This is a genomic window from Mycobacterium sp. IDUB_28, assembly GCF_055419285.1.
Genome location: NZ_JBVAXK010000002.1, coordinates 52,690 through 73,331 on the forward strand (window position 1 = coordinate 52,690; position 20,642 = coordinate 73,331).

The 20,642-nt window shown below is 69.5% G+C and carries 17 protein-coding genes; 12 read left to right on the forward strand and 5 right to left on the reverse strand.

What is annotated here, in order from left to right:
- Positions 1 to 105: 105 nt before the first annotated feature.
- Both ACZYZ9_RS04315 and ACZYZ9_RS04320 read left to right on the forward strand, forming a co-directional pair.
- Entirely contained in the window at positions 106 to 1,029 is a 924-nt protein-coding gene (locus ACZYZ9_RS04315; protein ID WP_463824989.1) for a transglutaminase family protein, read from the forward strand.
- Positions 1,022 to 2,053, forward strand: coding sequence for a zinc-binding metallopeptidase family protein (locus tag ACZYZ9_RS04320; RefSeq protein ID WP_463824990.1), 1,032 nt, complete (start codon positions 1,022 to 1,024; stop codon positions 2,051 to 2,053). Before ACZYZ9_RS04315 ends, ACZYZ9_RS04320 begins: the two co-directional genes overlap by 8 nt.
- A gap of 11 nt (positions 2,054 to 2,064) precedes the next feature.
- Here the strand turns inward: ACZYZ9_RS04320 and ACZYZ9_RS04325 are convergent, their stop codons facing one another.
- The 3 genes from ACZYZ9_RS04325 to ACZYZ9_RS04335 all read right to left on the reverse strand — a co-directional run bounded on the left by ACZYZ9_RS04325 (position 2,065) and on the right by ACZYZ9_RS04335 (position 9,352).
- Positions 2,065 to 4,737 (reverse strand): circularly permuted type 2 ATP-grasp protein, encoded by a 2,673-nt coding sequence (locus ACZYZ9_RS04325; protein ID WP_463825436.1) that lies wholly within the window; start codon positions 4,735 to 4,737, stop codon positions 2,065 to 2,067.
- A 14-nt stretch (positions 4,738 to 4,751) separates the two neighbouring features.
- Entirely contained in the window at positions 4,752 to 8,084 is a 3,333-nt protein-coding gene (locus tag ACZYZ9_RS04330; RefSeq protein WP_463824991.1) for a transglutaminase family protein, read from the reverse strand.
- A gap of 134 nt (positions 8,085 to 8,218) precedes the next feature.
- On the reverse strand, positions 8,219 to 9,352 hold the full coding sequence (locus tag ACZYZ9_RS04335; RefSeq protein ID WP_463824992.1) for a DUF2189 domain-containing protein: 1,134 nt from the start codon (positions 9,350 to 9,352) through the stop codon (positions 8,219 to 8,221).
- 126 nt (positions 9,353 to 9,478) lie between these two features.
- Here ACZYZ9_RS04335 and ACZYZ9_RS04340 point away from each other — a divergent pair, with 126 nt between their 5' ends.
- Positions 9,479 to 10,837 (forward strand): replication-associated recombination protein A, encoded by a 1,359-nt coding sequence (locus tag ACZYZ9_RS04340; RefSeq protein ID WP_463824993.1) that lies wholly within the window; start codon positions 9,479 to 9,481, stop codon positions 10,835 to 10,837.
- Positions 10,834 to 11,169 carry a hypothetical protein gene (locus tag ACZYZ9_RS04345; RefSeq protein ID WP_463824994.1) on the forward strand — a complete coding sequence of 112 codons (336 nt, stop codon included), beginning with the start codon at positions 10,834 to 10,836 and terminating at the stop codon, positions 11,167 to 11,169. Before ACZYZ9_RS04340 ends, ACZYZ9_RS04345 begins: the two co-directional genes overlap by 4 nt.
- A gap of 20 nt (positions 11,170 to 11,189) precedes the next feature.
- Here the strand turns inward: ACZYZ9_RS04345 and ACZYZ9_RS04350 are convergent, their stop codons facing one another.
- Positions 11,190 to 11,810: an antibiotic biosynthesis monooxygenase gene (locus ACZYZ9_RS04350; protein ID WP_463824995.1), complete on the reverse strand. Its 621-nt coding sequence runs from the start codon at positions 11,808 to 11,810 to the stop codon at positions 11,190 to 11,192.
- 130 nt (positions 11,811 to 11,940) lie between these two features.
- Between ACZYZ9_RS04350 and ACZYZ9_RS04355 the strand changes: the two genes are divergently transcribed.
- From ACZYZ9_RS04355 to ACZYZ9_RS04380, 6 genes are all read left to right on the forward strand, one after another.
- Positions 11,941 to 12,330: a secondary thiamine-phosphate synthase enzyme YjbQ gene (locus tag ACZYZ9_RS04355; RefSeq protein ID WP_463825437.1), complete on the forward strand. Its 390-nt coding sequence runs from the start codon at positions 11,941 to 11,943 to the stop codon at positions 12,328 to 12,330.
- 94 nt (positions 12,331 to 12,424) lie between these two features.
- On the forward strand, positions 12,425 to 15,121 hold the full coding sequence (gene alaS, locus ACZYZ9_RS04360; protein WP_463824996.1) for an alanine--tRNA ligase: 2,697 nt from the start codon (positions 12,425 to 12,427) through the stop codon (positions 15,119 to 15,121).
- A gap of 6 nt (positions 15,122 to 15,127) precedes the next feature.
- Positions 15,128 to 15,616 (forward strand): Holliday junction resolvase RuvX, encoded by a 489-nt coding sequence (gene ruvX / locus ACZYZ9_RS04365; protein ID WP_463824997.1) that lies wholly within the window; start codon positions 15,128 to 15,130, stop codon positions 15,614 to 15,616.
- Positions 15,609 to 16,856, forward strand: a complete 1,248-nt coding sequence (gene mltG / locus ACZYZ9_RS04370; protein WP_463824998.1) for an endolytic transglycosylase MltG — start codon at positions 15,609 to 15,611, stop codon at positions 16,854 to 16,856. The genes ruvX and mltG overlap by 8 nt, the downstream gene beginning before the upstream one ends.
- On the forward strand, positions 16,843 to 17,661 hold the full coding sequence (locus ACZYZ9_RS04375; RefSeq protein WP_463825438.1) for a shikimate dehydrogenase: 819 nt from the start codon (positions 16,843 to 16,845) through the stop codon (positions 17,659 to 17,661). Before mltG ends, ACZYZ9_RS04375 begins: the two co-directional genes overlap by 14 nt.
- 127 nt (positions 17,662 to 17,788) lie before the next feature.
- A complete protein-coding gene (locus ACZYZ9_RS04380; protein WP_463824999.1) occupies positions 17,789 to 18,199 on the forward strand; it encodes a prepilin peptidase in 411 nt (136 codons plus the stop codon).
- Between the two features lie 5 nt (positions 18,200 to 18,204).
- On the opposite strand, the gene ACZYZ9_RS04385 is transcribed toward ACZYZ9_RS04380, so the two are convergent.
- The gene (locus tag ACZYZ9_RS04385; RefSeq protein WP_463825000.1) at positions 18,205 to 18,765 is read right to left on the reverse strand and encodes a TerD family protein; all 561 of its coding nucleotides are present in this window, start codon (positions 18,763 to 18,765) and stop codon (positions 18,205 to 18,207) included.
- Positions 18,766 to 18,895: 130 nt separating this feature from the next.
- Between ACZYZ9_RS04385 and aroC the strand changes: the two genes are divergently transcribed.
- Positions 18,896 to 20,104, forward strand: a complete 1,209-nt coding sequence (aroC, locus tag ACZYZ9_RS04390) for a chorismate synthase (protein WP_463825001.1) — start codon at positions 18,896 to 18,898, stop codon at positions 20,102 to 20,104.
- 6 nt (positions 20,105 to 20,110) lie between these two features.
- Positions 20,111 to 20,635 carry a shikimate kinase gene (locus ACZYZ9_RS04395; RefSeq protein WP_463825002.1) on the forward strand — a complete coding sequence of 175 codons (525 nt, stop codon included), beginning with the start codon at positions 20,111 to 20,113 and terminating at the stop codon, positions 20,633 to 20,635.
- The last annotated feature ends 7 nt before the right edge of the window (positions 20,636 to 20,642 follow it).

Consider the following 20,642-nt stretch of genomic DNA (forward strand, 5'->3'; position numbering starts at 1 on the left):
TTCAGTGAACAAGTGTTCCCGTTTCGCGTCCGATTGCAAACCGGCCGGCCAGATTCCCGGGTCTGCCCGCCGCAGCGCCGGCCGGCCCCCAGTAGGTTTGGGCATGTGACGGACTTTCGGGACACCAAGCGCTACCGGGTCACGCATCGCACCGAATACCGCTACTCCGACCTCGTGACCGGCTCCTACGGTCGCGGGTTCCTCACCCCGCGTGATTCGCTGCGCCAGCGCTGCGTCGCGCACCGGCTGGTCATCGACCCGGAGCCGGCGGACAGATCCACCAGCCGCGACACCTACGGCAACATCAGCTCGTACTTTCACGTCACCACACCGCACCGCGCGCTGACCATCATCAGCGACTCGATCGTCGACGTCGGACTGCCAATCGCCGACCTCTACACCAGCGGGCCGGCGCTGCAACCGTGGGAGGCGGCCCGCCCGGCCGGGATGCAGGGCGCGCTGGCTACCGATTTCACCCTCGACCTCACCCCGCCCGAGATCACCGACGAGGTACGCGACTACGCCGCACCCAGTTTCGCGCCCGGCCGCCCTCTGGTGGAGGTGTTGCGCGACCTGGCAAACCGCATCTACACCGACTTCACCTACCGTTCCGGTTCGACGACGGTTTCCACACGCGTCAACGAGGTTCTGACGGCGCGTGAAGGGGTATGCCAGGACTTCGCGAGGCTGGCGATCGCCTGTCTGCGCGCCAACGGTTTGGCGGCTTGCTACGTATCGGGATACCTGGCCACCAACCCGCCCCCCGGAAAGGATCGAATGATAGGCATCGACGCGACCCACGCCTGGGCGTCGGTATGGACGCCGCAACAGGCGGGTCAGCACGAGTGGATGGGGCTCGACCCCACCAACGACGCGCTGGTCGATCAGCGCTACATTGTGGTCGGGCGCGGCCGCGACTACGCCGATGTGCCACCGCTGCGCGGCATCATCTACACCAACTCCAAGCGCAGTGTCATCGACGTCGGTGTCGACGTCGTCCCATTCGAAGGTGATGAACTCTATGCGTGATTTCAGTTGTCCCAACTGTGGCCAACGCCTGACATTCGAGAACTCGGCCTGCCTGAATTGCGGCAGCGCCCTTGGCTTTTCGCTAGAACAGATGGCGCTGCTGGTGATCGCCAAAAAGGAAGAAGACAGCGACCACGCCGGCGCCGTCGCGGCTGCCGAATATCAGCTGTGCGCCAATCTGTATGTGGCGGAATGCAATTGGCTGGTCCCGGTCGATCCGCCGGGCACCCTGTGCGAGTCCTGCTCGCTGACCATCGAGCGGCCCAACGATGACGACACGGTTGGTCTGCCCGAGTTCGCCCGGGCCGAAGCGGCCAAGCGGCGTCTGGTCGCCGAACTGCACGAACTGAAACTGCCGATCATCGGCCGTGATGAAGATCCGGACTACGGACTGGCCTTCCGGTTGCTGTCCAGTGCGCACCAGAATGTCATCACCGGTCACGAAAACGGCGTCATCACATTGGATCTGGCTGAGGGTGACGACGTGCACCGCGAGCAGTTGCGGGTGGAGATGGACGAACCGTACCGCACCCTGCTCGGGCACTTCCGCCACGAGGTGGGCCACTACTACTTCTACCGGCTGATCCAGTCGCCGGAGTACCTGGCGCGGTTCAACGAGTTGTTCGGAGACCCCGACTCCGACTATCAGGCGGCGCTGGACCGGCACTACAGCGAGGGCGCACCGGACGGCTGGGAGAAGAACTACGTCTCCTCGTACGCGACCATGCACCCCGCCGAGGACTGGGCGGAGACGTTTGCGCACTACCTGCACATCCGCGACACGCTGGACACCTCGGCGTCCTGCGGCCTGGCGCCGGCGGCGGCCACGTTCGACCGACCGCCGTTGGGACCCAGCGCGTTTCCCACCATCATCGACATGTGGCTGCCGTTGTCGTGGTCGCTGAACATGGTGAACCGGTCGATGGGCCACGACGACCTGTATCCGTTCGTGCTGCCGCCGGCGGTGCTGGACAAGATGCAGTTCGTGCACACCGTGATCGACGAGACCACCGCGGCCGCCTGAGCTCGGCGCCGCTACGCGGGCATCGTCCGGCGCTCGTCGGGGCCACCCCACAGGGGCTGCATGCCGCCGGGCAACGCCAACTGCGTCGCGGCAAGCGCGTCGGCCAGGTCGCGCAGTGCGGCGTGCACCCAGGTGAGCAGCTCGGCCAGTTCTTCGCGGTGCCCGTCGACCAGCTCTTCCAACTCGGCGGGATCCGAGCGGCGCAGCCGGGTGCCGATCTCGTCCACGATCCGTTCCGGGCGTGACGAGCCCGACGAGCCGGGCAGGTCTTTGAGGCGCGCGCGCAACCGCTCCACCTGGTACAGCAGCGAGCGCGGGTTCTGCGGGTCGAACAGCATCAGTTCGGTCACCGCGGCCACGCTGACCTTGCCCAGCGTGCGACGACGGTAGATGACCGACGACTCGCAGGCCACCAGGGTGGCTTCCACGATGGACTGTTCGGCCACCGTGCCGCGCACCGTGGTCAGCGTGTCGGCCAGCAGCGCGGTCAACCACAGCCCGCGCTCGATCCGCTTGCCGATGTCCATCATCGTCCAGCCCACGTCGCGCACCATCGACTCGCCGGCCACCCCCGACAGGGTCAGCATCCCGGCCAGCGCCTGCGACTGCGCGGCGGCCAGCAGCGCATCGGCCTCGGCCAGCGACTGCGGCGGGTCGGACCGCAGCGCGACGGCGCGTTCGACACTGGCCAGCACCATCCAGGTGTCGTTGGACAACTGGTCGCGCACCGCGCGCGCCGACAGCGCCAGCCCTTCCACCGACTGGATCAGCGAACCCGGCCGGTCCAGCTCGACCGTCATCGACCACAGCATCGAAGGAGCCACCGCGATCATCTCGGCGTGGTCGTACTCGGTGGCACCGCCTGCGCCGGTGTCGGTCCCGGTGATGCGGCCCAGCGCGGCCATCAGCACCGGCACGCACTCGCTTTCCTCGCTGTCCTGATGGTGGCGGTAGACGTGGTAGCGTTCGCGCGCCACGATCAACAGTCGCGCCATGTTCTCGGCGCGCTCGCCGTAGCGTCCCATCCAGAACAGATCGGACAGCACCCGTGGCGAGCTGACACCCCAGGTGCCGGCGCCGGTCTTGGCCGGCTGCGGCGCCGAGGGCAGGGTGACCGTCTCGGCTGTCGCGCGTTCCGTCGGGCGCACCCACACATCTTTGGCCGCAACGGTTTTCATGGTGTATGCAGCCGAACCGGGGGCGGTCACATAGCCCAGGCCGCCGATCATCGGGGCGTACCCGCCGCGCTGGGCGACGGTGAACAGCCGCATCCCGACACCGGCCGAGGACAGCACGCCGGCATGGTCGGTGGGGGCCGAGGAGAAGGTGGGCAGCACCTGACCGGCCCACCGCCACGGCACCGCTTCGATGCGGGCGGTCAACTCGGCGAGCTGCGCGGCCGACAGCGTCGGGCCGACCAGGGGTTCCCCGCCGTCCACCGGTTTGATCAGCAACGACGGCAGGTTCGCCAGCAGGTGGGAGAGCTCGGCCGGGATGCCGCCCCAGTAGACGGGTGCGGTCTGCAGCTGCAGGTCCTCGCCGAGCAGCCGCTCGGCCAGCTCCGGCAGGAAGCGCAGCAGCCCGGGGCTTTCCAGGATGCCGCTGCCCAGCGTGTTGACCACGGTCACCGTGCCGCGGTGCAGCGCCTCCACCAGCCCGACCACGCCCAGGCGGGAGTCGGCGCGCAGGTCGAGCGGGTCCACGTAGCTCGCGTCGACCCGGCGCAGCACCACGTCGACGCGTTTGAGGGTGCCCAGCGACCGCATCCACAGCTTGCCGTCGCGCACCACCAGGTCCGCGCTCTCCACCAGCGGGAAACCCAGGAGCGTGGCCAGATACGCCTGGTCGAACGCGGTCTCGGAGTAGATGCCGGGGCTCAGCACCACCACCACCGGGTCCTGCACCACGTCCGGCGCGGCGTCGATCAGCGCCAGCCGCAGCGCCTGCGCGAACGGGGTGTTCGCCCGCGGCGCGATCTGCTCGTAGAGGTCGGGGATCGCGTGCGCCAGCACCCGGCGATCGGCCAGCGCGTAGCCGGCGCCCGACGGCGCCTGAGTCCAGTCCGCGTTGACCCAGAAGTTGCCGTCGGAGCGCCGGCTGACATCGCAGCCGTGCATGAACAGCTGATGGTGCCCAGGCACGGTGATGCCGTTGGCGGGCCGGATGTAGCCGGGATGGGCAAAGACCAGCTGCGCGGGCAACAGTCCTTCGATGAGCAGCCGGCGCGGGCCGTACAGGTCGGCCAGCACGGCATCCAGCAGCCGCGAGCGCTGGACCAGCCCGGCTTCCAGCGCATCCCAGTCGGCCGCAGACACCACCAGCGGCAGGGTGTCCAGCCGCCACGGTCCGGGTTCGGGTCCGTGACCCGAGGCTGCTTCGCGCCCGGCCTGTCCGTCCGAGACCCCGGTGTAGGTGATGCCGTCGTGGTCGATCAGGCTGTGCACGACCGACCGCAGCCGGTTCAGGCCGCTGCGGCCGCGTTCGGCGATCGCGTCGGCAAGCTCGTCCCAGCCCGGCCGGACGTTGCCGTCGGCGTCGACGAACTCGTCGTAACCGGCACCGGGACCGTCGCGCAGATCGAACAGCGCTTCCTGGGTGCGCGCGGTGCGGTATCCGGCCAGCAGACGGTCGACGTCGTAGGACTCCGAGGAAGCTGCCGACGCTGCACTGAGACCGAGTGTCATATCTGCGGACGCCACTACCGCTGCACGGTACGCACGCGACGCAGATCCAGGATGCCCGGCGCGCCGACGTCGGTGAACAGTCGCGCCTGCTTTTCGCGCAGACCGGCCAGGTCGAGCTTGCCGGGTGTGAAGCCGGACGCCTCGAAGCGCCGCGCCCGGCGCGACTCGGCGGCCACGGCGTTGACCGGGGGCATGTCATAGGCAAGCCCACCGGGGTGAACGACGTGGTAGGTGCAGCCGCCGCGCGACGTCCCGGCGGTCAGGTCGATCAGCTCGAACTGCAGCGGGACATCGATGGAGATGGTCGGGTGCAACGCGCTCGGCGGCTGCCAGGCCTTATAGCGCACCCCGCCCACGTGAATATCGGGGTTGTCGGTCGCCAGCAGCGGTATCGGATAGCCGTTGCAGGTCACCGCATAGCGGTGTCGGTCGGCGCCGATGATCCGCACCTGGATGCGCTCCACCGAAGAGTCCACATAGCGGGCGGTGCCGGTGGCGGTGGATTCCTCGCCGAGGGTGTTCCACGGCTCGATGGCGCCGCGCAACTCGATCTCCACACCGTCGAACACCGCGGTGCCGATCCGCGGGAAGCGGAACTCGGTGAACGGGTCCAGCCAGCTGGTCTCGAAGGGGATGCCCTGCGCGCGCAGGTCGGCCGCCACGTCGGCGATGTCGTGGATCAGGAAGTGCGGCAGCAGGTACCGGCCGTGCAGGTTGTCGCCGTGCCGGATCAGCGGAGCGCGCAGCGGCTGCTCCCAGAACCAGGCCACCAGCGACCGGACCAGCAGCGACTGCACCATCGCCATCCGCAGATGCGGCGGCATCTCGAACCCGCGCAACTCGAGCAGGCCCAGCCGGCCGCGGGAGCCTTCGGGACTGTAGAGCTTGTCGATGCAGAATTCGGCGCGGTGCGTGTTGCCGGTGATGTCGGTCAGCAGGTGGCGCAGCGCGCGATCGGTCACCCACGGCTTGGCCCCCCCACCGGCCGAGAGTCGCGCGATCTCGGCGAACGCGATCTCCAGCTCGTAGAGCGCCTCGTCGCGGCCCTCGTCCACCCGCGGCGCCTGGGAGGTGGTGCCGACGAATCGGCCCGCGAATAGGTAGGACAGCGCCGGGTGCCGCTGCCAGTAGGTGAGGAGCGAGACCAGCAGGTCGGGACGCCGCAGCAGCGGCGAGTCGGCCGGGGTGACGCCGCCGAGCGTGATGTGGTTACCGCCGCCGGTGCCGCCGTGGGTGCCGTCGATGTCGAACGACTCGGTGGACAGCCGGGTCAACCGGGCCTGCTCGTAGAGCGTTTCCAGCTGTCGGCGCTGCTCGTCGAAACTGGCCGTCGGCGCGACGTTGACCTCGATGACGCCGGGGTCGGGGGTGACCGTGGTGAAGATCAGCCGCGGGTCGGTCGGCGGGCCGTAACCCTCGATCACCACCGGGCAGCCGGCCTTGACCACCGCGGTCTCCACCCGCGCGACCAGGTCGATAAAATGTTCCAGGGCGGTGGTGGGCGGCAGGAAGATATACAGCAGCCCGTCGCGGACCTCGGCGACCAGGGCGGTCGTCGGCGCGTTCTCCGGGTCCACGACGACGGCTGTATCGCCCTCCGGTTCCGGCGGCAGCACCGACCCGAGGGTCCCCGGATCCACCTCGAACGACGCCGGGGGCGGTTGCCAGCTGATCGAACTCAGTGGCAACCGCAAGCCCGCCGGGGAATCGCCCTCGGTGAGCACCAGGCGCCCGCGCCGCAGTCGCCAGTTCGCGCTGGCCCAACCGGAGCCGTCGTCGCGGCGGTGCAGTGGCAGGACGAACGCCGCCGGGGTGGTGACCGCTTCGTCGAGCCGGGCCACCAGCGCGGCGCGGCCCGATTCGGTGTCCTGTTCGGCGTCGGGGTCCAGGTCGTCGCCGGGTGCCACCGGGTCACCGGCCGGCAGCCGGACCGACTTCGCCAACCGCACCAGCGGATCCTCGTACGCGGCGCGCACCTGGGTGAGCGGCAGCCCCAGCCCTTCGGCGACCGTCGTCAGCACGTCGCGTGCGGTCTCGTCGGCGACCGGGTCCGCCGGTTCGGGTGACCACGGGTCGGCCAGCAGCGTGTCGTCGCTCCACAGCGCGCGGCCGTCGGCGCGCCAGTACAGACCGATCTGCCAGCGCGGCAGCGGCTCCCCGGGATACCACTTGCCCTGGCTGCGCTGCACCAGACCCTGCGGCGCCCACTGCGCCTTGAGCCGGGCGGCCAGCTCGGAGGCCAACCGCCGCTTGTGCGGTCCGTCGGCGGCGGTGCGCCATTCCGGGTCGACCTGATTGTCCACCGAGACGAACGTCGGCTCGCCACCCACCGTCAGCCGCACGTCGCCGGCGGCCAGGCGCCGGTCGACCTGGTCGCCCAGCGCACAGATCGAGGCCCACGCGTCGTCGGTGTACGGCAACGTCACCCGCGGGTCTTCGTGCACCCGGGTGACGGTGTTGGTGAACTCCAGGGTCGAGGTACACGGATCGGTGCTGCCCGTGATCGGCGCGGCCGACGACGGATGCGGGGTGGCGGCCAGCGGGATGTGGCCTTCGCCGGCGAACAGCCCCGAGGTCGGGTCCAGCCCGATCCAGCCCGCGCCGGGCACGTACACCTCGGTCCACGCGTGCAGGTCGGTGAAGTCGGCGGCCGGTCCCGAGGGCCCGTCCAGGGGCGGCACGTCCGAGGCCAGCTGCACCAGGTAGCCCGACACGAACCGGGCGGCCAGCCCCAACTGGCGCAGGATCGACACCAGCAGCCATGCCGAGTCCCGGCAGGAGCCCACCCCGCTGCGCAGCGTGTGATCCGGCGTCTGGACGCCGGGTTCCATCCGCAGGCTGTAGCTGACGTCGGCGTTGATGGCCCGGTTCAGCGCGACCAGGAAGTCGATGGTGCGGGTGCCGGGGGGCACGTTGAAGTTGCCGACCCAGGCCTGCACCAAGTCGCCCGGGCCGGACCCTTCCGCGCCTTCGTCGACGGGACGCAGGAACGGTTCGAGGTCGTGCGCCAGCGCCTTGGGGTATAGCGATTTATCCGGGTCCCACGTCTCGGCCCACTCCTCGATGAAGAAGTCGAACGGGTTGATGACCTTGAGGTCGGCGATCAGGCCGACGGTGATGGTCAGCTCCCGGGTGGGCTTGGGGAAGACCAACCGGGCCAGAAAGTTGCCCAGCGCGTCCTGTTGCCAGTTGATGAAGTGCTCGCCGGGATCGATCCGCAGCGAGTAGGCCTCGATCGGAGTGCGGGAGTGTGGCGCCGGGCGCAACCGCACGACGTGCGGATACACCTGGACCAGCTTGTCAAAGGTGTAACTGGTGCGGTGCTCCAGTGCAACTTTGATACTCATAACCGCTGATCCCATCACATGAGACAGCCGCCCGCAGCGTGCGCCAGTGCTGGCTTACGTTGCGGGCGGCTGTTATTCGGGTTTTGGCCGTTCGGCGTGAACAGCCTGTTTCGGGGTGTTACCGCCGATGGCGCCTAGTACTGCTGACCAGGGTACTGCTGCTGGCCCGGGTAGGGCTGCTGGCCGGGGTACTGCTGCTGGCCCGGGTAGGGCTGCTGGCCCGGGTACTGCTGGCCGGGGTACTGCTGGCCGGGCGGCAGACCAGAGGCCTGGCCGGCCTGCTCCAGCGGCGCGACGTGCCCGCCGGTCAACTTGCGGTACGTATAGACCTGGATCAGCATCGCGACCGGGATGGCCGCGATCAGGCCGACGCCGCAGGCGAACTCACCGACGATCAGCACGGCGACCTGGACGAGCCAGGACAGCAGGGCGGGACCCACGTTCGCCTTGGTGGTGTTGATGCTGGCCTTGATGGAATCCACCGGCGACAGCGACCTGTCGATCGCGAACTGGATCGCGAACATCGACAGGAAAGCGAAGATCAGGCCCGGGATGTAGCACAGGAAGGTGCCGACGGCCACGCCGAGGGCCACCAGCAGCGCGGTCAGCACGGCCGGACCCAGGTTGCGCGGTTTCAGGAACGAGCCCAAGGACACCGGCCGGCCGTCGGCGACGTCCAGGCTGCCCGACGCCATGGCGGCCTGCATGTAGTAACCGACGACGGCCAGCACCAGCCCCATCAGGCCCATGCCGATGATCGATCCCATGCCGAGCGCACTGTCGGAGGCGTAGGTCGAGTAGGAACCCGTCTGCGGGTCGTAAGTGGTGGTGCCCGCGCTCATCAGGGAGGCGATGAACGCTCCGTACATGATGCCGCCGAGCACCGCGATGACGACGAAGAATATCGCCGCGGATCCGGCCATCGGGCCGACGTTCTTGGTGAACTTGCCCCACGCCCAACTGAAGGCGTCGCCCACACTGAACGGGCCGGCGGCCGGGCCGGCGCCCGGGCCGGGCGGGGGTGCGCCGTACCCGCCGCCGGGTGGTGGCGGAGGTGGCGGCGCGCTGTAACCGGGCGCCTGGTAGCTGCCGGGCGACGGACTTTGCGGCTTGGAGAAGTCGGGCCCGGATGGGGGCGGGCTGAAGCTCGGTGGTGGCGGCGGAGGCGCCCCATAGCCACCGCCTTGGCGCGGCTGCGGCGGGTAGCCCGGAGGATATCCGCCCTGCGGGTCGGCCGGGTTGCCTGGATATTCTGGCGGCTGGCTCATTGCTGTCCTCTGCCTCGTAGTTCGCTCTTGTCGATCGGGGCCTGACTCGTGCGGGCGTAGCAAACGGGAACTTAGCAAATGTGCGCCCACCACGCGCGCATTGGTGGCCTGTCCGCCCTGCGTGGTATGCCTGAAAACGTGTCCGACGGTCTGTTCGACCTGCCCGGTACACCGGATCCGGCCGGTTTCGGTGCCGGAAGCGCCGCCGAGAGCGGATCGCCGCTGGCGGTGCGGATGCGCCCGGCGTCGCTGCAGGAGGTGGTCGGGCAGCAGCATCTGCTGGCGGCGGGGTCGCCGTTACGCCGTCTGGTCGAGGGCTCCGGCATGGCCTCGGCCATCCTTTACGGTCCGCCGGGCAGCGGCAAGACGACGCTGGCGGGGCTCATCTCGCAGGCCACCGGCCGCCGGTTCGAGGCGTTGTCGGCGTTGTCGGCCGGGGTCAAAGAGGTGCGCGCGGTCATCGAGAAGGCGCGGTTGGGGGCGCTCTCCGGCGAGCAGACGGTGTTGTTCATCGACGAGGTGCACCGGTTCTCCAAGACCCAGCAGGACGCACTGCTGGCCGCGGTGGAGAACCGGGTGGTGCTGCTGGTGGCGGCCACCACAGAGAACCCCTCGTTCTCGGTGGTCGCGCCGCTGCTGTCGCGGTCGCTGATCTTGCAGCTGCGCCCGCTGAGCGCCGATGACATCCGCACCGTGGTGCAGCGCGCCATCGAGGATCCGCGCGGACTGAACGGCACGGTGTCGGTGGCGCCGGAAGCCGTCGAACTGTTGGTGCAACTGGCGGCCGGCGACGCCCGCCGCGCGCTGACCGCACTGGAGGTGGCCGCCGAGGTCACCGACCACGTCTCCGTCGAAACCGTGGAACAGTCGCTGGACCGGGCCGCGGTGCGGTACGACCGCGACGGCGACCAGCACTACGACGTCGTCAGCGCGTTCATCAAGTCGGTGCGCGGCTCCGACGTGGACGCCGCGCTGCACTATCTGGCACGGATGCTGGTCGCGGGGGAGGATCCGCGCTTCATCGCGCGCCGGCTGATGATCCTGGCCAGCGAGGACGTGGGCATGGCGGACCCGACTTCGCTGTTGGTGGCGGTCGCGGCGGCGCAGACGGTGGCGCTGATCGGGATGCCCGAGGCACAGCTGACGCTGGCGCACGCCACCGTTCACCTGGCCACCGCGCCCAAGTCCAACGCCGTGACCACGGCGCTGGGCGCGGCGATCAACGACATCAAGGCCGGCAAGGCGGGCCTGGTGCCGGCGCAGCTACGCGACGGGCACTACGCGGGTGCCGCAGCGCTGGGCAACGCGCAGGGCTACAAATATTCCCACGACGCCCCGGACGGCGTCGTGGCGCAGCAATATCCGCCAACCGAATTGGTGGGCGTCGACTACTACCGGCCCACCGGCCGGGGTGCGGAACGCGAGATCGTCGGCCGGCTGGACCGGTTGCGCGCGATCATTCGCGGGAAACGGGGACAGTCATGAAAACCTTCAGCGACGAGGAGATGGCGCCGCTGCTGGCAACGGCCAAGCCCTACAGCGTCGTGATCCTCAAGCGCGGACCCAACTACGGCGACGACGGCGCGTCCGGGATCGTGTGGGAGCACGGCCGGCGCAACTTCGGCCTGCGCGACGACGGTGTGCTGGCCGTGGTGCTGCCGAGCACCGACGAGTCCGACGTGTGCGGTGTCGCGGTGTTCGCCGCCTCCGTCGAGGACACGGACGCGATCATGGCCGGCGACCCGGGCGTCGTCGCCGAGGTGTTCAGCTACGAGGTGCACCCGTGCCTGGGGTTCCCCGGGGACGCGCTGCCGTAGCGCCTCAGTGCCGGGACCGGTCAGACCAGTTCCGGCACCCGCAGCCGCGCGATCGCCAGTTCGAACTCGCCGACATCGTCCTGGTCGACGCTCAGGTCCCGCAGTATCGCCGTGCGCAGCGAGCGGGCCGCCTCGCTGCTGCGTTCCATCGCTTCGCGGCTGTCGTAGGTCACCGACGCCACCGCCCGCGCCGAGGTGCGGTCGATCATCACGCTGGCGCTGCAGAACCCGTCGAACTCCTCAATGGCCGGCAGCACCGCCAACTTGTAGAAGTCCAGGGCGTGTTCGAACTGTTCGGGCCGGGCCTTGAGCCAGGTGGCGCGCACGCACGCGCCCAGACCCGAGCGCCGGTTGCGGTGCAGCGCGGCGATCTCCCACTGGTCGACGACGGCGCTGCCGCCGAGGATCTTCACGGCGCGGCTGCGCACCGGCCACACCCGCTCCGCGCTGGCGCGCATCGCCTCCTCGGTCTCCCAGGCACTCGTCGCGACGCATCGGGCCGAATCCCGGTCCACCAGCAGCGACATGCCCAGACAACCGTCGACCTCGCGAAGCGTGGGCAGCACCACGTCGCGCATGTGGGCGATACCCATGTTGAGCAGCGAAGGTTGCGCCTGGATGGTGGTGGAGCGTGCGTACACGATCGGCCCCTTTCTGCCGTCGGGGGGTTCATCACCCACCTTCCTCCGACCCCGCCGGTGTGGCAACCGTCACATCTGGACTTGGCGGCGCGTAGGGCGTGCACCGTAGGCTGACCGGGTGCATACCGATGTGCTGGAGGTGGACACCACGCGTCGCCGCTACGTCGATCTCACCGATGCGGTGCGGTCGTTCTGCGGCAGCCACGAGGACGGCCTGTGCAACATCTTCGTCCCGCACGCCACCGCCGGTGTCGCGATCATCGAGACGGGTGCGGGCTCCGACGAGGACATGGTGGACACCCTGGAGCGGCTGCTGCCGCGCGACGACCGTTACCGGCATGCGCACGGCTCGCCCGGCCACGGTGCCGATCACGTGCTGCCGGCGATCGTCGCACCGTCGATCACGGTGCCGGTCCGTGGCGGCGAGCCGTTGCTGGGCACCTGGCAGAGCGTCGTCCTGGTCGACCTGAACCGGGACAACCCCAAGCGGTCGGTCCGGTTGAGCTTCGTCGGCGGCTGACTGGCAGGCTGGGCGGGCCGAATTCGGTATTCGGCAGCCTGCTGCGGCGCATAGGCTGACGGTTGACCTGGTACCGGAACGAGGAAGAAGAAGAGTGCAGACACACGAGATCAGGAAGCGTTTCCTTGATCATTTCGTGAAGGCGGGTCACACCGAGGTGCCCAGTGCCTCAGTGATCCTGGACGACCCCAACCTGCTGTTCGTCAACGCCGGCATGGTGCAGTTCGTGCCGTTCTTTCTGGGGCAGCGCACGCCGCCGTACGCCACCGCCACCAGCATCCAGAAGTGCATCCGCACGCCCGACATCGACGAGGTGGGCATCACCACCCGGCACAACACGTTCTTCCAGATGGCCGGCAATTTCAGCTTCGGCGACTATTTCAAGCGCGAGGCCATCGCGCTGGCCTGGGACTTGTTGACCACCAACGTCATCGAGGGTGGTTACGGCATGGACCCGGAGAAGCTCTGGGCCACGGTCTATCTCGACGACGACGAGGCCGCGGGTTTGTGGCAGGAGATCGCCGGGTTGCCGCCGGAGCGGATCCAGCGGCGCGGGATGGCCGACAACTACTGGTCGATGGGCATCCCCGGGCCGTGTGGGCCGTCGTCGGAGATCTACTACGACCGCGGGCCCGAATTCGGCGTCGACGGTGGTCCGATCGCCAACGAGGACCGCTATCTCGAGGTGTGGAACCTCGTGTTCATGCAGAACGAGCGCGGCGAGGGCACCTCCAAGGAGGACTACGAGATCCTCGGGCCGCTGCCGCGCAAGAACATCGACACCGGCATGGGTGTGGAACGTATCGCGCTGGTGCTGCAGAACGTGGCCAACGTCTACGAGACCGACCTGCTGCGGCCAGTCATCGACCTGGTGGCTGCCCGCGCACCGCGCGGTTACGACGTCGGGAATCATCCCGACGACGTGCGGTACCGCATCATTGCCGACCATTCCCGCACCGCCGCGATCCTGATCGGCGACGGGGTCAGCCCCGGCAACGACGGCCGCGGTTACGTGCTGCGCCGACTGCTGCGCCGGGTGATCCGCTCGGCCAAACTGCTGGGTATCGACACCCCGGTGGTGGGCGATCTGATGGCCACCGTGCGCGACGCGATGGGTCCGTCGTACCCGGAACTGGTCAGCGACTTCGACCGGATCAACCGCATCGCCGTTGCCGAGGAGACGGCGTTCAACCGCACGCTGGTTTCGGGTTCCCGGCTCTTCGACGACGTGGCCGGGGCCACGAAATCTGCCGGGGTGTCGGTGGTTTCGGGCTCGGACGCGTTCACCCTGCACGACACCTACGGCTTCCCGATCGAGCTCACCTTGGAGATGGCCGCCGAATCCGGCCTGACGGTCGACGAGGCCGGTTTCCGCGAGCTGATGGCCGAGCAGCGCCGGCGGGCCAAGGCCGACGCGGCCGCCCGCAAGCACGCGCACGCCGATCTGACCGCCTACCGCGAACTGGTCGACGCCGGACCGACGGAGTTCACCGGGTTCGACGAATTGTCATCTCAGGCAAGGATTCTCGGCATTTTCGTGGACGGCAAGCGGGTGCCGGTGGTGTCGCACGCCGACGGTGTCGACGCCGACCGGGTGGAGCTGATCCTGGACCGCACGCCGCTCTACGCGGAGTCCGGCGGGCAGATCGCCGATGCCGGCACCATCAGCGGCACCGGGTCGGGCGGCAGCGCCAAGGCCGCGGTGACCGACGTGCAGAAGATCGCCAAAACCGTTCACGTGCACCGGGTCAACGTCGAATCCGGCGAGTTCGTTGAAGGCGACACCGTGCTCGCCGCGGTGGACCCCGGCTGGCGCAAAGGCGCCACCCAGGGCCACTCCGGCACCCACATGGTGCATGCTGCGCTGCGACAAGTGTTGGGCCCCAACGCCGTTCAGGCCGGATCGCTGAACCGCCCGGGTTATCTGCGTTTCGACTTCAACTGGCAGGGCCCGCTGACCGAAGACCAGCGCACCCAGATCGAGGAAGTCACCAACGAGGCCGTCCAGGCCGACTTCGAGGTGCATACCTTCCTCGAGAATCTCGACAGAGCCAAGGCGATGGGCGCGATGGCGCTGTTCGGCGAGGCGTATCCCGATCAGGTGCGGGTGGTGGAGATCGGTGGACCGTTCTCGCTGGAACTCTGCGGCGGCACCCACGTGCACAACTCGGCGCAGATCGGTCCGGTGACCATCCTGGGCGAATCGTCCATCGGTTCCGGGGTGCGCCGGGTGGAGGCCTACGTCGGCCTGGAGTCGTTCCGGCACCTGGCCAAGGAACGTGCGCTGATGGCTGGACTGGCGTCGTCGTTGAAAGTGCCCTCCGAGGAGGTGCCCGCCCGGGTGGCCAACCTGGTCGAGCGGCTCAAGGCGGCGGAGAAGGAACTCGACCGCGCCCGGCAGGCGACCGCCCGGGCTGCTGCGTCAAATGCCGCCGCCGGGGCCGAGCGCATCGGTAATGTCCGGCTGGTGGCGCAACGCATGTCGGCCGGGACCACCGCCGCGGACCTCCGTGCGCTGGTCGGCGACATCCGCGGCAAGCTGGGCAGCGATCCCGCGGTGGTGGCGCTCATTGCCGAGGGGGAAGGTGCGAGCGTGCCGTATGCGGTGGCGGCCAACGCCGCCGCGCAGGATCTGGGACTCAGCGCCAACGAGCTGGTCAAGCAGCTGGGGGTGGCCGTCGACGGCCGCGGCGGCGGCAAAGCCGACCTGGCGCAGGGATCGGGCAAGGACCCGGCCGGCATCGACGCGGCCCTTGCCGCGGTACGCGCACAGATAGCGCGGGTCGGTTGAGTGGGGTTGCCGCGGGAATCTGACCGGCCGGGCGAGGACGACCCCGGGCGTGGACGTCGGCTGGGGATCGACGTGGGAACCGTGCGGATCGGGGTGGCCGCCAGCGACCCGGACGGCATCTTGGCCACCCCGGTGGAAACCGTGCGTCGCGACCGGTCCGGCCGGCATCTGCGGCGACTGGCCGCGCTGGTCGCCGAGATGGAGGCCGTCGAAGTGGTCGTCGGGCTGCCCCGCACCCTGGCCGACCGGATCGGCTCGTCAGCGCAGGACGCGATCGAAGTCGCCGACGAGCTGGCGCGGCGGGTGGCGCCGGTGCCGGTTCGGCTGGCCGACGAACGGTTGACCACCGTCACCGCGCAGCGTTCGCTGCGCGACGCGGGTATGCGGGCCAAACAGCAACGCGCGGTGATCGATCAGGCTGCGGCGGTCGCGATCCTGCAGGGCTGGCTGGATCAACGCCGTGCCCTGACCGCTGAACGGGTGTCGGATGTCTGAACTCGACGAAAGCCAGGACGAGACCAGGGCCAAGCCCCAAGCCGTCGGCCCGAGCCGAACGACGCGGGCCGCCCGCAAGCGCGCGCAGCGAACCCGCCGCCGGCGCCGCTTCGCGGGTGTCTTCGCGATCAGCCTGCTGACGGTGGTCGTGGTGGCCGCGGTGCTGCTCGGCTCCAAGATGTGGCACCTGGTCACCGCGAGAGACGACGACTTCTCCGGCGATGGCAAGCGCGACATCGTGATTCAAATCCTGTCCGGGGACTCGACCACCGCGGTGGGGGAGACCCTGCTCAAGCGCGGGGTGGTGCGCACGGTGCGCGCGTTCGTCGACGCCGCCCACGGCAACGTGGCCATCACGTCGATACAGCCCGGCTTCTACCGGATGCGCACCGAGATTCCCGCGGCCAATGCGGTGTCGCGCCTGGTCGATCCGAAAAGTCGGGTGGGCAGGCTCGTCATTCCGGAGGGACGTCAGCTCGACGACACCACCGACATGAAGACCAACAAGACGACGCCCGGCATCCTCACCCTGATTTCGCGGGCCACCTGCGTCGACCTGGACGGCAACCAGCGCTGCGTGTCGGTGGCCGATCTGCGGACCGCGGCCGGCAAGGGCACATCGGCGGCGCTGCTGGTGCCGGACTGGGCCGTGGAGCGGGTGCAGGAACTCGGCGACGACCATCGCCGGATCGAGGGCCTGATCGCGCCGGGGACGTTCAACATCGATCCGGCCGGCTCCGCCGAAACCACCCTCGCCAACCTGATCGGCGCCGGCGCGACGCAATACCTGACCTCGGGGCTGGTCGACACCGCCAAGTCGTTGGGCCTGTCGCCCTACGACGTCCTGGTGGTGGCCTCGTTGCTGCAGCAGGAAGCCAATGCCCAGGACTTCGCGAAGGTGGCGCAGGTCATCTACAACCGGCTGCACGAACATCGCAAGCTGGAGTTCGACTCGACGGTCAACTACCCGCTGGACCGCCGCGAGGTAGCCACCAGCGACGGGGACCGCGCGCAGCGCACGCCCTGGAACACCTACATGGTCGACGGGCTGCCGCGCACCGCGATCTGCTCGCCGGGGGTGGAGGCGCTGAACGCCGCGGTGCATCCGGCGCCCGGTGACTGGCTGTACTTCGTCACCATCGACGGTCAGGGGACCACCCTGTTCACCCGCGACTACCAGCAGCATCTGGCCAACATCGAACTGGCCAAGCGCAACGGTGTCCTCGATTCCGCTCGCTGAGCAAGGCCGCGGCGGCAGAAAGGCCGCGGTGCTGGGCTCGCCGATCGCGCATTCCCGATCGCCGCAGCTGCACCTGGCCGCCTATCGCGCGCTGGGCCTGCAGGACTGGACCTATGACCGCATCGAGTGCGACGCCGACGCGCTGCCCGGGGTGGTGGCGGGCTTGGGACCGGAGTGGGTGGGGCTCTCGGTGACGATGCCGGGCAAGTTCGCCGCGCTGCGCTTCGCCGACGAACACACCCCGCGTGCCGAGCAGGTCGGATCGGCCAACACACTCGTGCGCACGCCGCGCGGCTGGCTGGCCGACAACACCGACATCGACGGCGTCGCCGGTGCGCTGGGCCAGGTCAGTGGGCACGCCCTGGTGCTCGGGTCGGGTGGCACCGCACCGGCCGCGGTGCTGGGGTTGGCTCAGCTGGGGGTCGGGGAGATCACGGTGGTCGCGCGCGATCCGGACAAAGCGGCGCGGTTGGTGGAGCTGGGCGCTCGGGTCGGGGTGTCGACGGGGTTCTGCGGCCTGCACGACGACGGGCTGGCCGGCGCGGTCGCCACCGCCGACGCGTTGGTCAGCACCATCCCGGCCGACGTCGCGGCCCGCTACGCCGAGACGTTCGCCGCGGTCCCGGTGCTGCTGGACGCGATCTACCATCCGTGGCCGACGCCGTTAGCCGCAGAAGTGCAGGCCGCCGGCGGGCGGGTGGTCAGCGGTCTGCAGATGCTGCTGCATCAGGCGTTCGCGCAGGTGGAGCTGTTCACCGGACTGCCGGCACCGCGTGCGGCGATGGCGCGCGCGGTGGCCGGATAGCGGTGCCCGTCGCCCGCGACAGTCCTCATATGCGCGTCGACACGCCGGTGAGCGGCGGCATTTCGGGGACGCTCGCGCCGGCCGGCCCTGACTTGCGCCTCAGCGCAACCCGAATACCGTCGCCCGCGTGCGGGTCGGGCTGGTCATCGCGTGGATGGCGGTGCTGTGTTGCTACGACGTCCGGGACCGACGACTGCCCAACCTGCTGACCCTGCCCGGCGCTGCGGCGATCCTGGCCGGCGCGGTCGCGGCCGGTCGCGGGGTCCCCGCCGTGGCCGGCGCGGCAGCCCTGACCGGGGCGTACCTACTGGTGCACCTGGTGTCGCCGACGGCGATGGGCGCCGGCGACGTCAAGCTGGCGATCGGTCTGGGCGGGCTGGCCGGGGGCTTCGGTGCCGAAGTGTGGTTTCTGGCGGCGATCACCGCGCCGCTGCTCACGGCGGTGGCGGCGCTGGTGCTCGGGGTGCGCGCGGTGCCGCACGGTCCGTCGATGGTGTTGGCGACGGCGGGCGCGACCGCGCTGGCCGTGCTGGGCTGAGGGGCCTATTCGACGTTGACGCCGTAGTCGAGCGCGATGCCGCGCAGCCCCGAGGCGTAGCCCTGGCCGATGGCGCGGAACTTCCACTCGCCGTTGCGGCGGTAGAGCTCACCGAAGACCATCGCCGTTTCGGTAGAGGCGTCCTCGAACAGGTCGTAACGGGCCAGCTCGCTGCTGGTGACCTGATCCCACACCCGGATGTAGGCGTTGCGCACCTGGCCGAATGTCTGTCCCTGGCCGTGCGGGTCATGGATGGAGACCACGAAATAGATGGCAGCTATGGTGGCCGGCACCGCGACCAGGTCGACGTTGATGACCTCGTCGTCGCCCTCGCCGGACCCTTCGAGGATGTCCCCGGTGTGCTCGATGGATCCATCGGGGGAGCGGAGGTTGTTGTAGAACACGAAGTGGCTGTCGGACAGCACCTTGCGGTTCTCGCCGCACGCGAGCGCGCTGGCATCCAGGTCGTAGGTACTCTCCCAACCCAATCCCACCGACACCGCGGTCAGATTCGGGGCCTGCTTCGACAGTGAGACGTTGGCGCCCTTGTTCAGGCTGACACCCATGCCGATCACCTTTCCAGCGCGTGCGGATTGCCGTGCGGGGTTGCCCCGGTCCGACCAGGAGTAATCGTCACGCTAGTACATCGGCGGCAGGCCCGGCCGGTGCCGGCCGCGCGCGTGGGAAGATAACCGGGTGTTGCGCTGGATCACTGCCGGAGAGTCCCATGGCCGGGCGTTGGTGGCCCTGGTGGAAGGCATGGTCGCCGGGGTGGAAGTCACCTCCGCCGAGATCGCCGACGAACTGGCCCGCCGCCGGCTGGGTTACGGCCGCGGTGCCCGGATGAAATTCGAGCGCGACGCGGTCACCATGCTGTCCGGGGTGCGGCACGGCGTCACCCTGGGCGGGCCCATCGCGATCGAGATCGGCAACACCGAATGGCCCAAGTGGGAGACCGTGATGTCGGCCGACCCCGTCGACCCCAGAGAACTGGAGAACAGCGCGCGCAACGAGCCGCTGACCCGGCCGCGGCCCGGCCACGCCGACTACGCGGGCATGCTCAAGTACGGCTTCGACGACGCCCGGCCGGTACTCGAACGCGCCAGCGCCCGCGAGACCGCCGCCCGGGTGGCGGCCGGCACGGTCGCGCGGGCATTCCTGCGCCAGGCGTTCGGCGTCGAGGTGATCTCGCACGTCATCTCCATCGGTGCGTCCGCGCCCTATGACGGTCCGCCGCCGCGCGCGGAGGACCTGACCGCCATCGACGCCAGCCCGGTCCGCGCGTTCGACGGCACCGCCGAAGCGTCGATGATCACCGAGATCGAGGCCGCCAAGAAGGACGGCGACACGCTCGGCGGCGTCGTCGAAGCGGTAGCGCTGGGCCTACCGGTCGGGTTGGGTTCCTTCACCAGCGGCGAGAACCGGCTGGACAGTCAGCTGGCCGCCGCGGTGATGGGCATCCAGGCGATCAAGGGCGTCGAAATCGGCGACGGGTTCGAAACCGCGCGCCGGCGCGGCAGCCGCGCGCACGACGAGATGTATCCCGGTCCCGACGGGGTCGTGCGCTCGACCAACCGCGCCGGCGGCCTCGAAGGCGGGATGACCAACGGCCAGCCGCTGCGGGTGCGCGCGGCGATGAAGCCGATCTCCACCGTGCCGCGGGCGCTGGCCACCGTCGACCTGGCCACCGGTGACGAGGCCGTCGCCATCCACCAGCGCTCCGACGTGTGCGCCGTGCCGGCCGCCGGAGTCGTGGTCGAATCCATGGTCGCGCTGGTGCTCGCGCGTGCGGCGCTGGAGAAGTTCGGCGGCGATTCCCTGGCCGAGACCCGGCGCAACATCGAGGCCTACCAGCGTTCGGTTGCCGACCGGGAAGCGCCGGCGGCCCGGGCGTCCGGAAGCTAGCCCGCCATGGCTCCCAAGGCGGTACTCGTGGGCTTGCCGGGTTCTGGCAAGTCGACCATCGGGCGTCGGCTCGCCAAGGCGCTCGGGGTGAGCATGCTGGACACCGACGCCGCCATCGAGGCGCAGACCGGGCGTTCCATTGCCGACATCTTCGCCACCGACGGCGAGCAGGAGTTCCGTCGCATCGAGGAGGAGGTGGTGCGCGCGGCGCTCGCCGAACACGACGGTGTGCTCTCGCTGGGCGGCGGCGCGGTCACCAGCCCCGGGGTGCGCGCCGCGCTGGCCGGCCACACCGTGGTCTATCTCGAGATCAGCGCCGCCGAAGGGGTGCGGCGCACCGGCGGCAGCACCGTGCGCCCGCTGCTGGCCGGACCCGACCGTGCCGAGAAATTCCGGGAACTGATGTCCAAACGCATTCCGCTGTACCGTCGGGTCGCGACCATCCGGGTCGACACCAACCGGCGCAACCCCGGCGCGGTGGTCCGCTACATCGTGTCGCGGCTCAAGACCGAGGTAGAGGCCGCCCAATGACTGACAG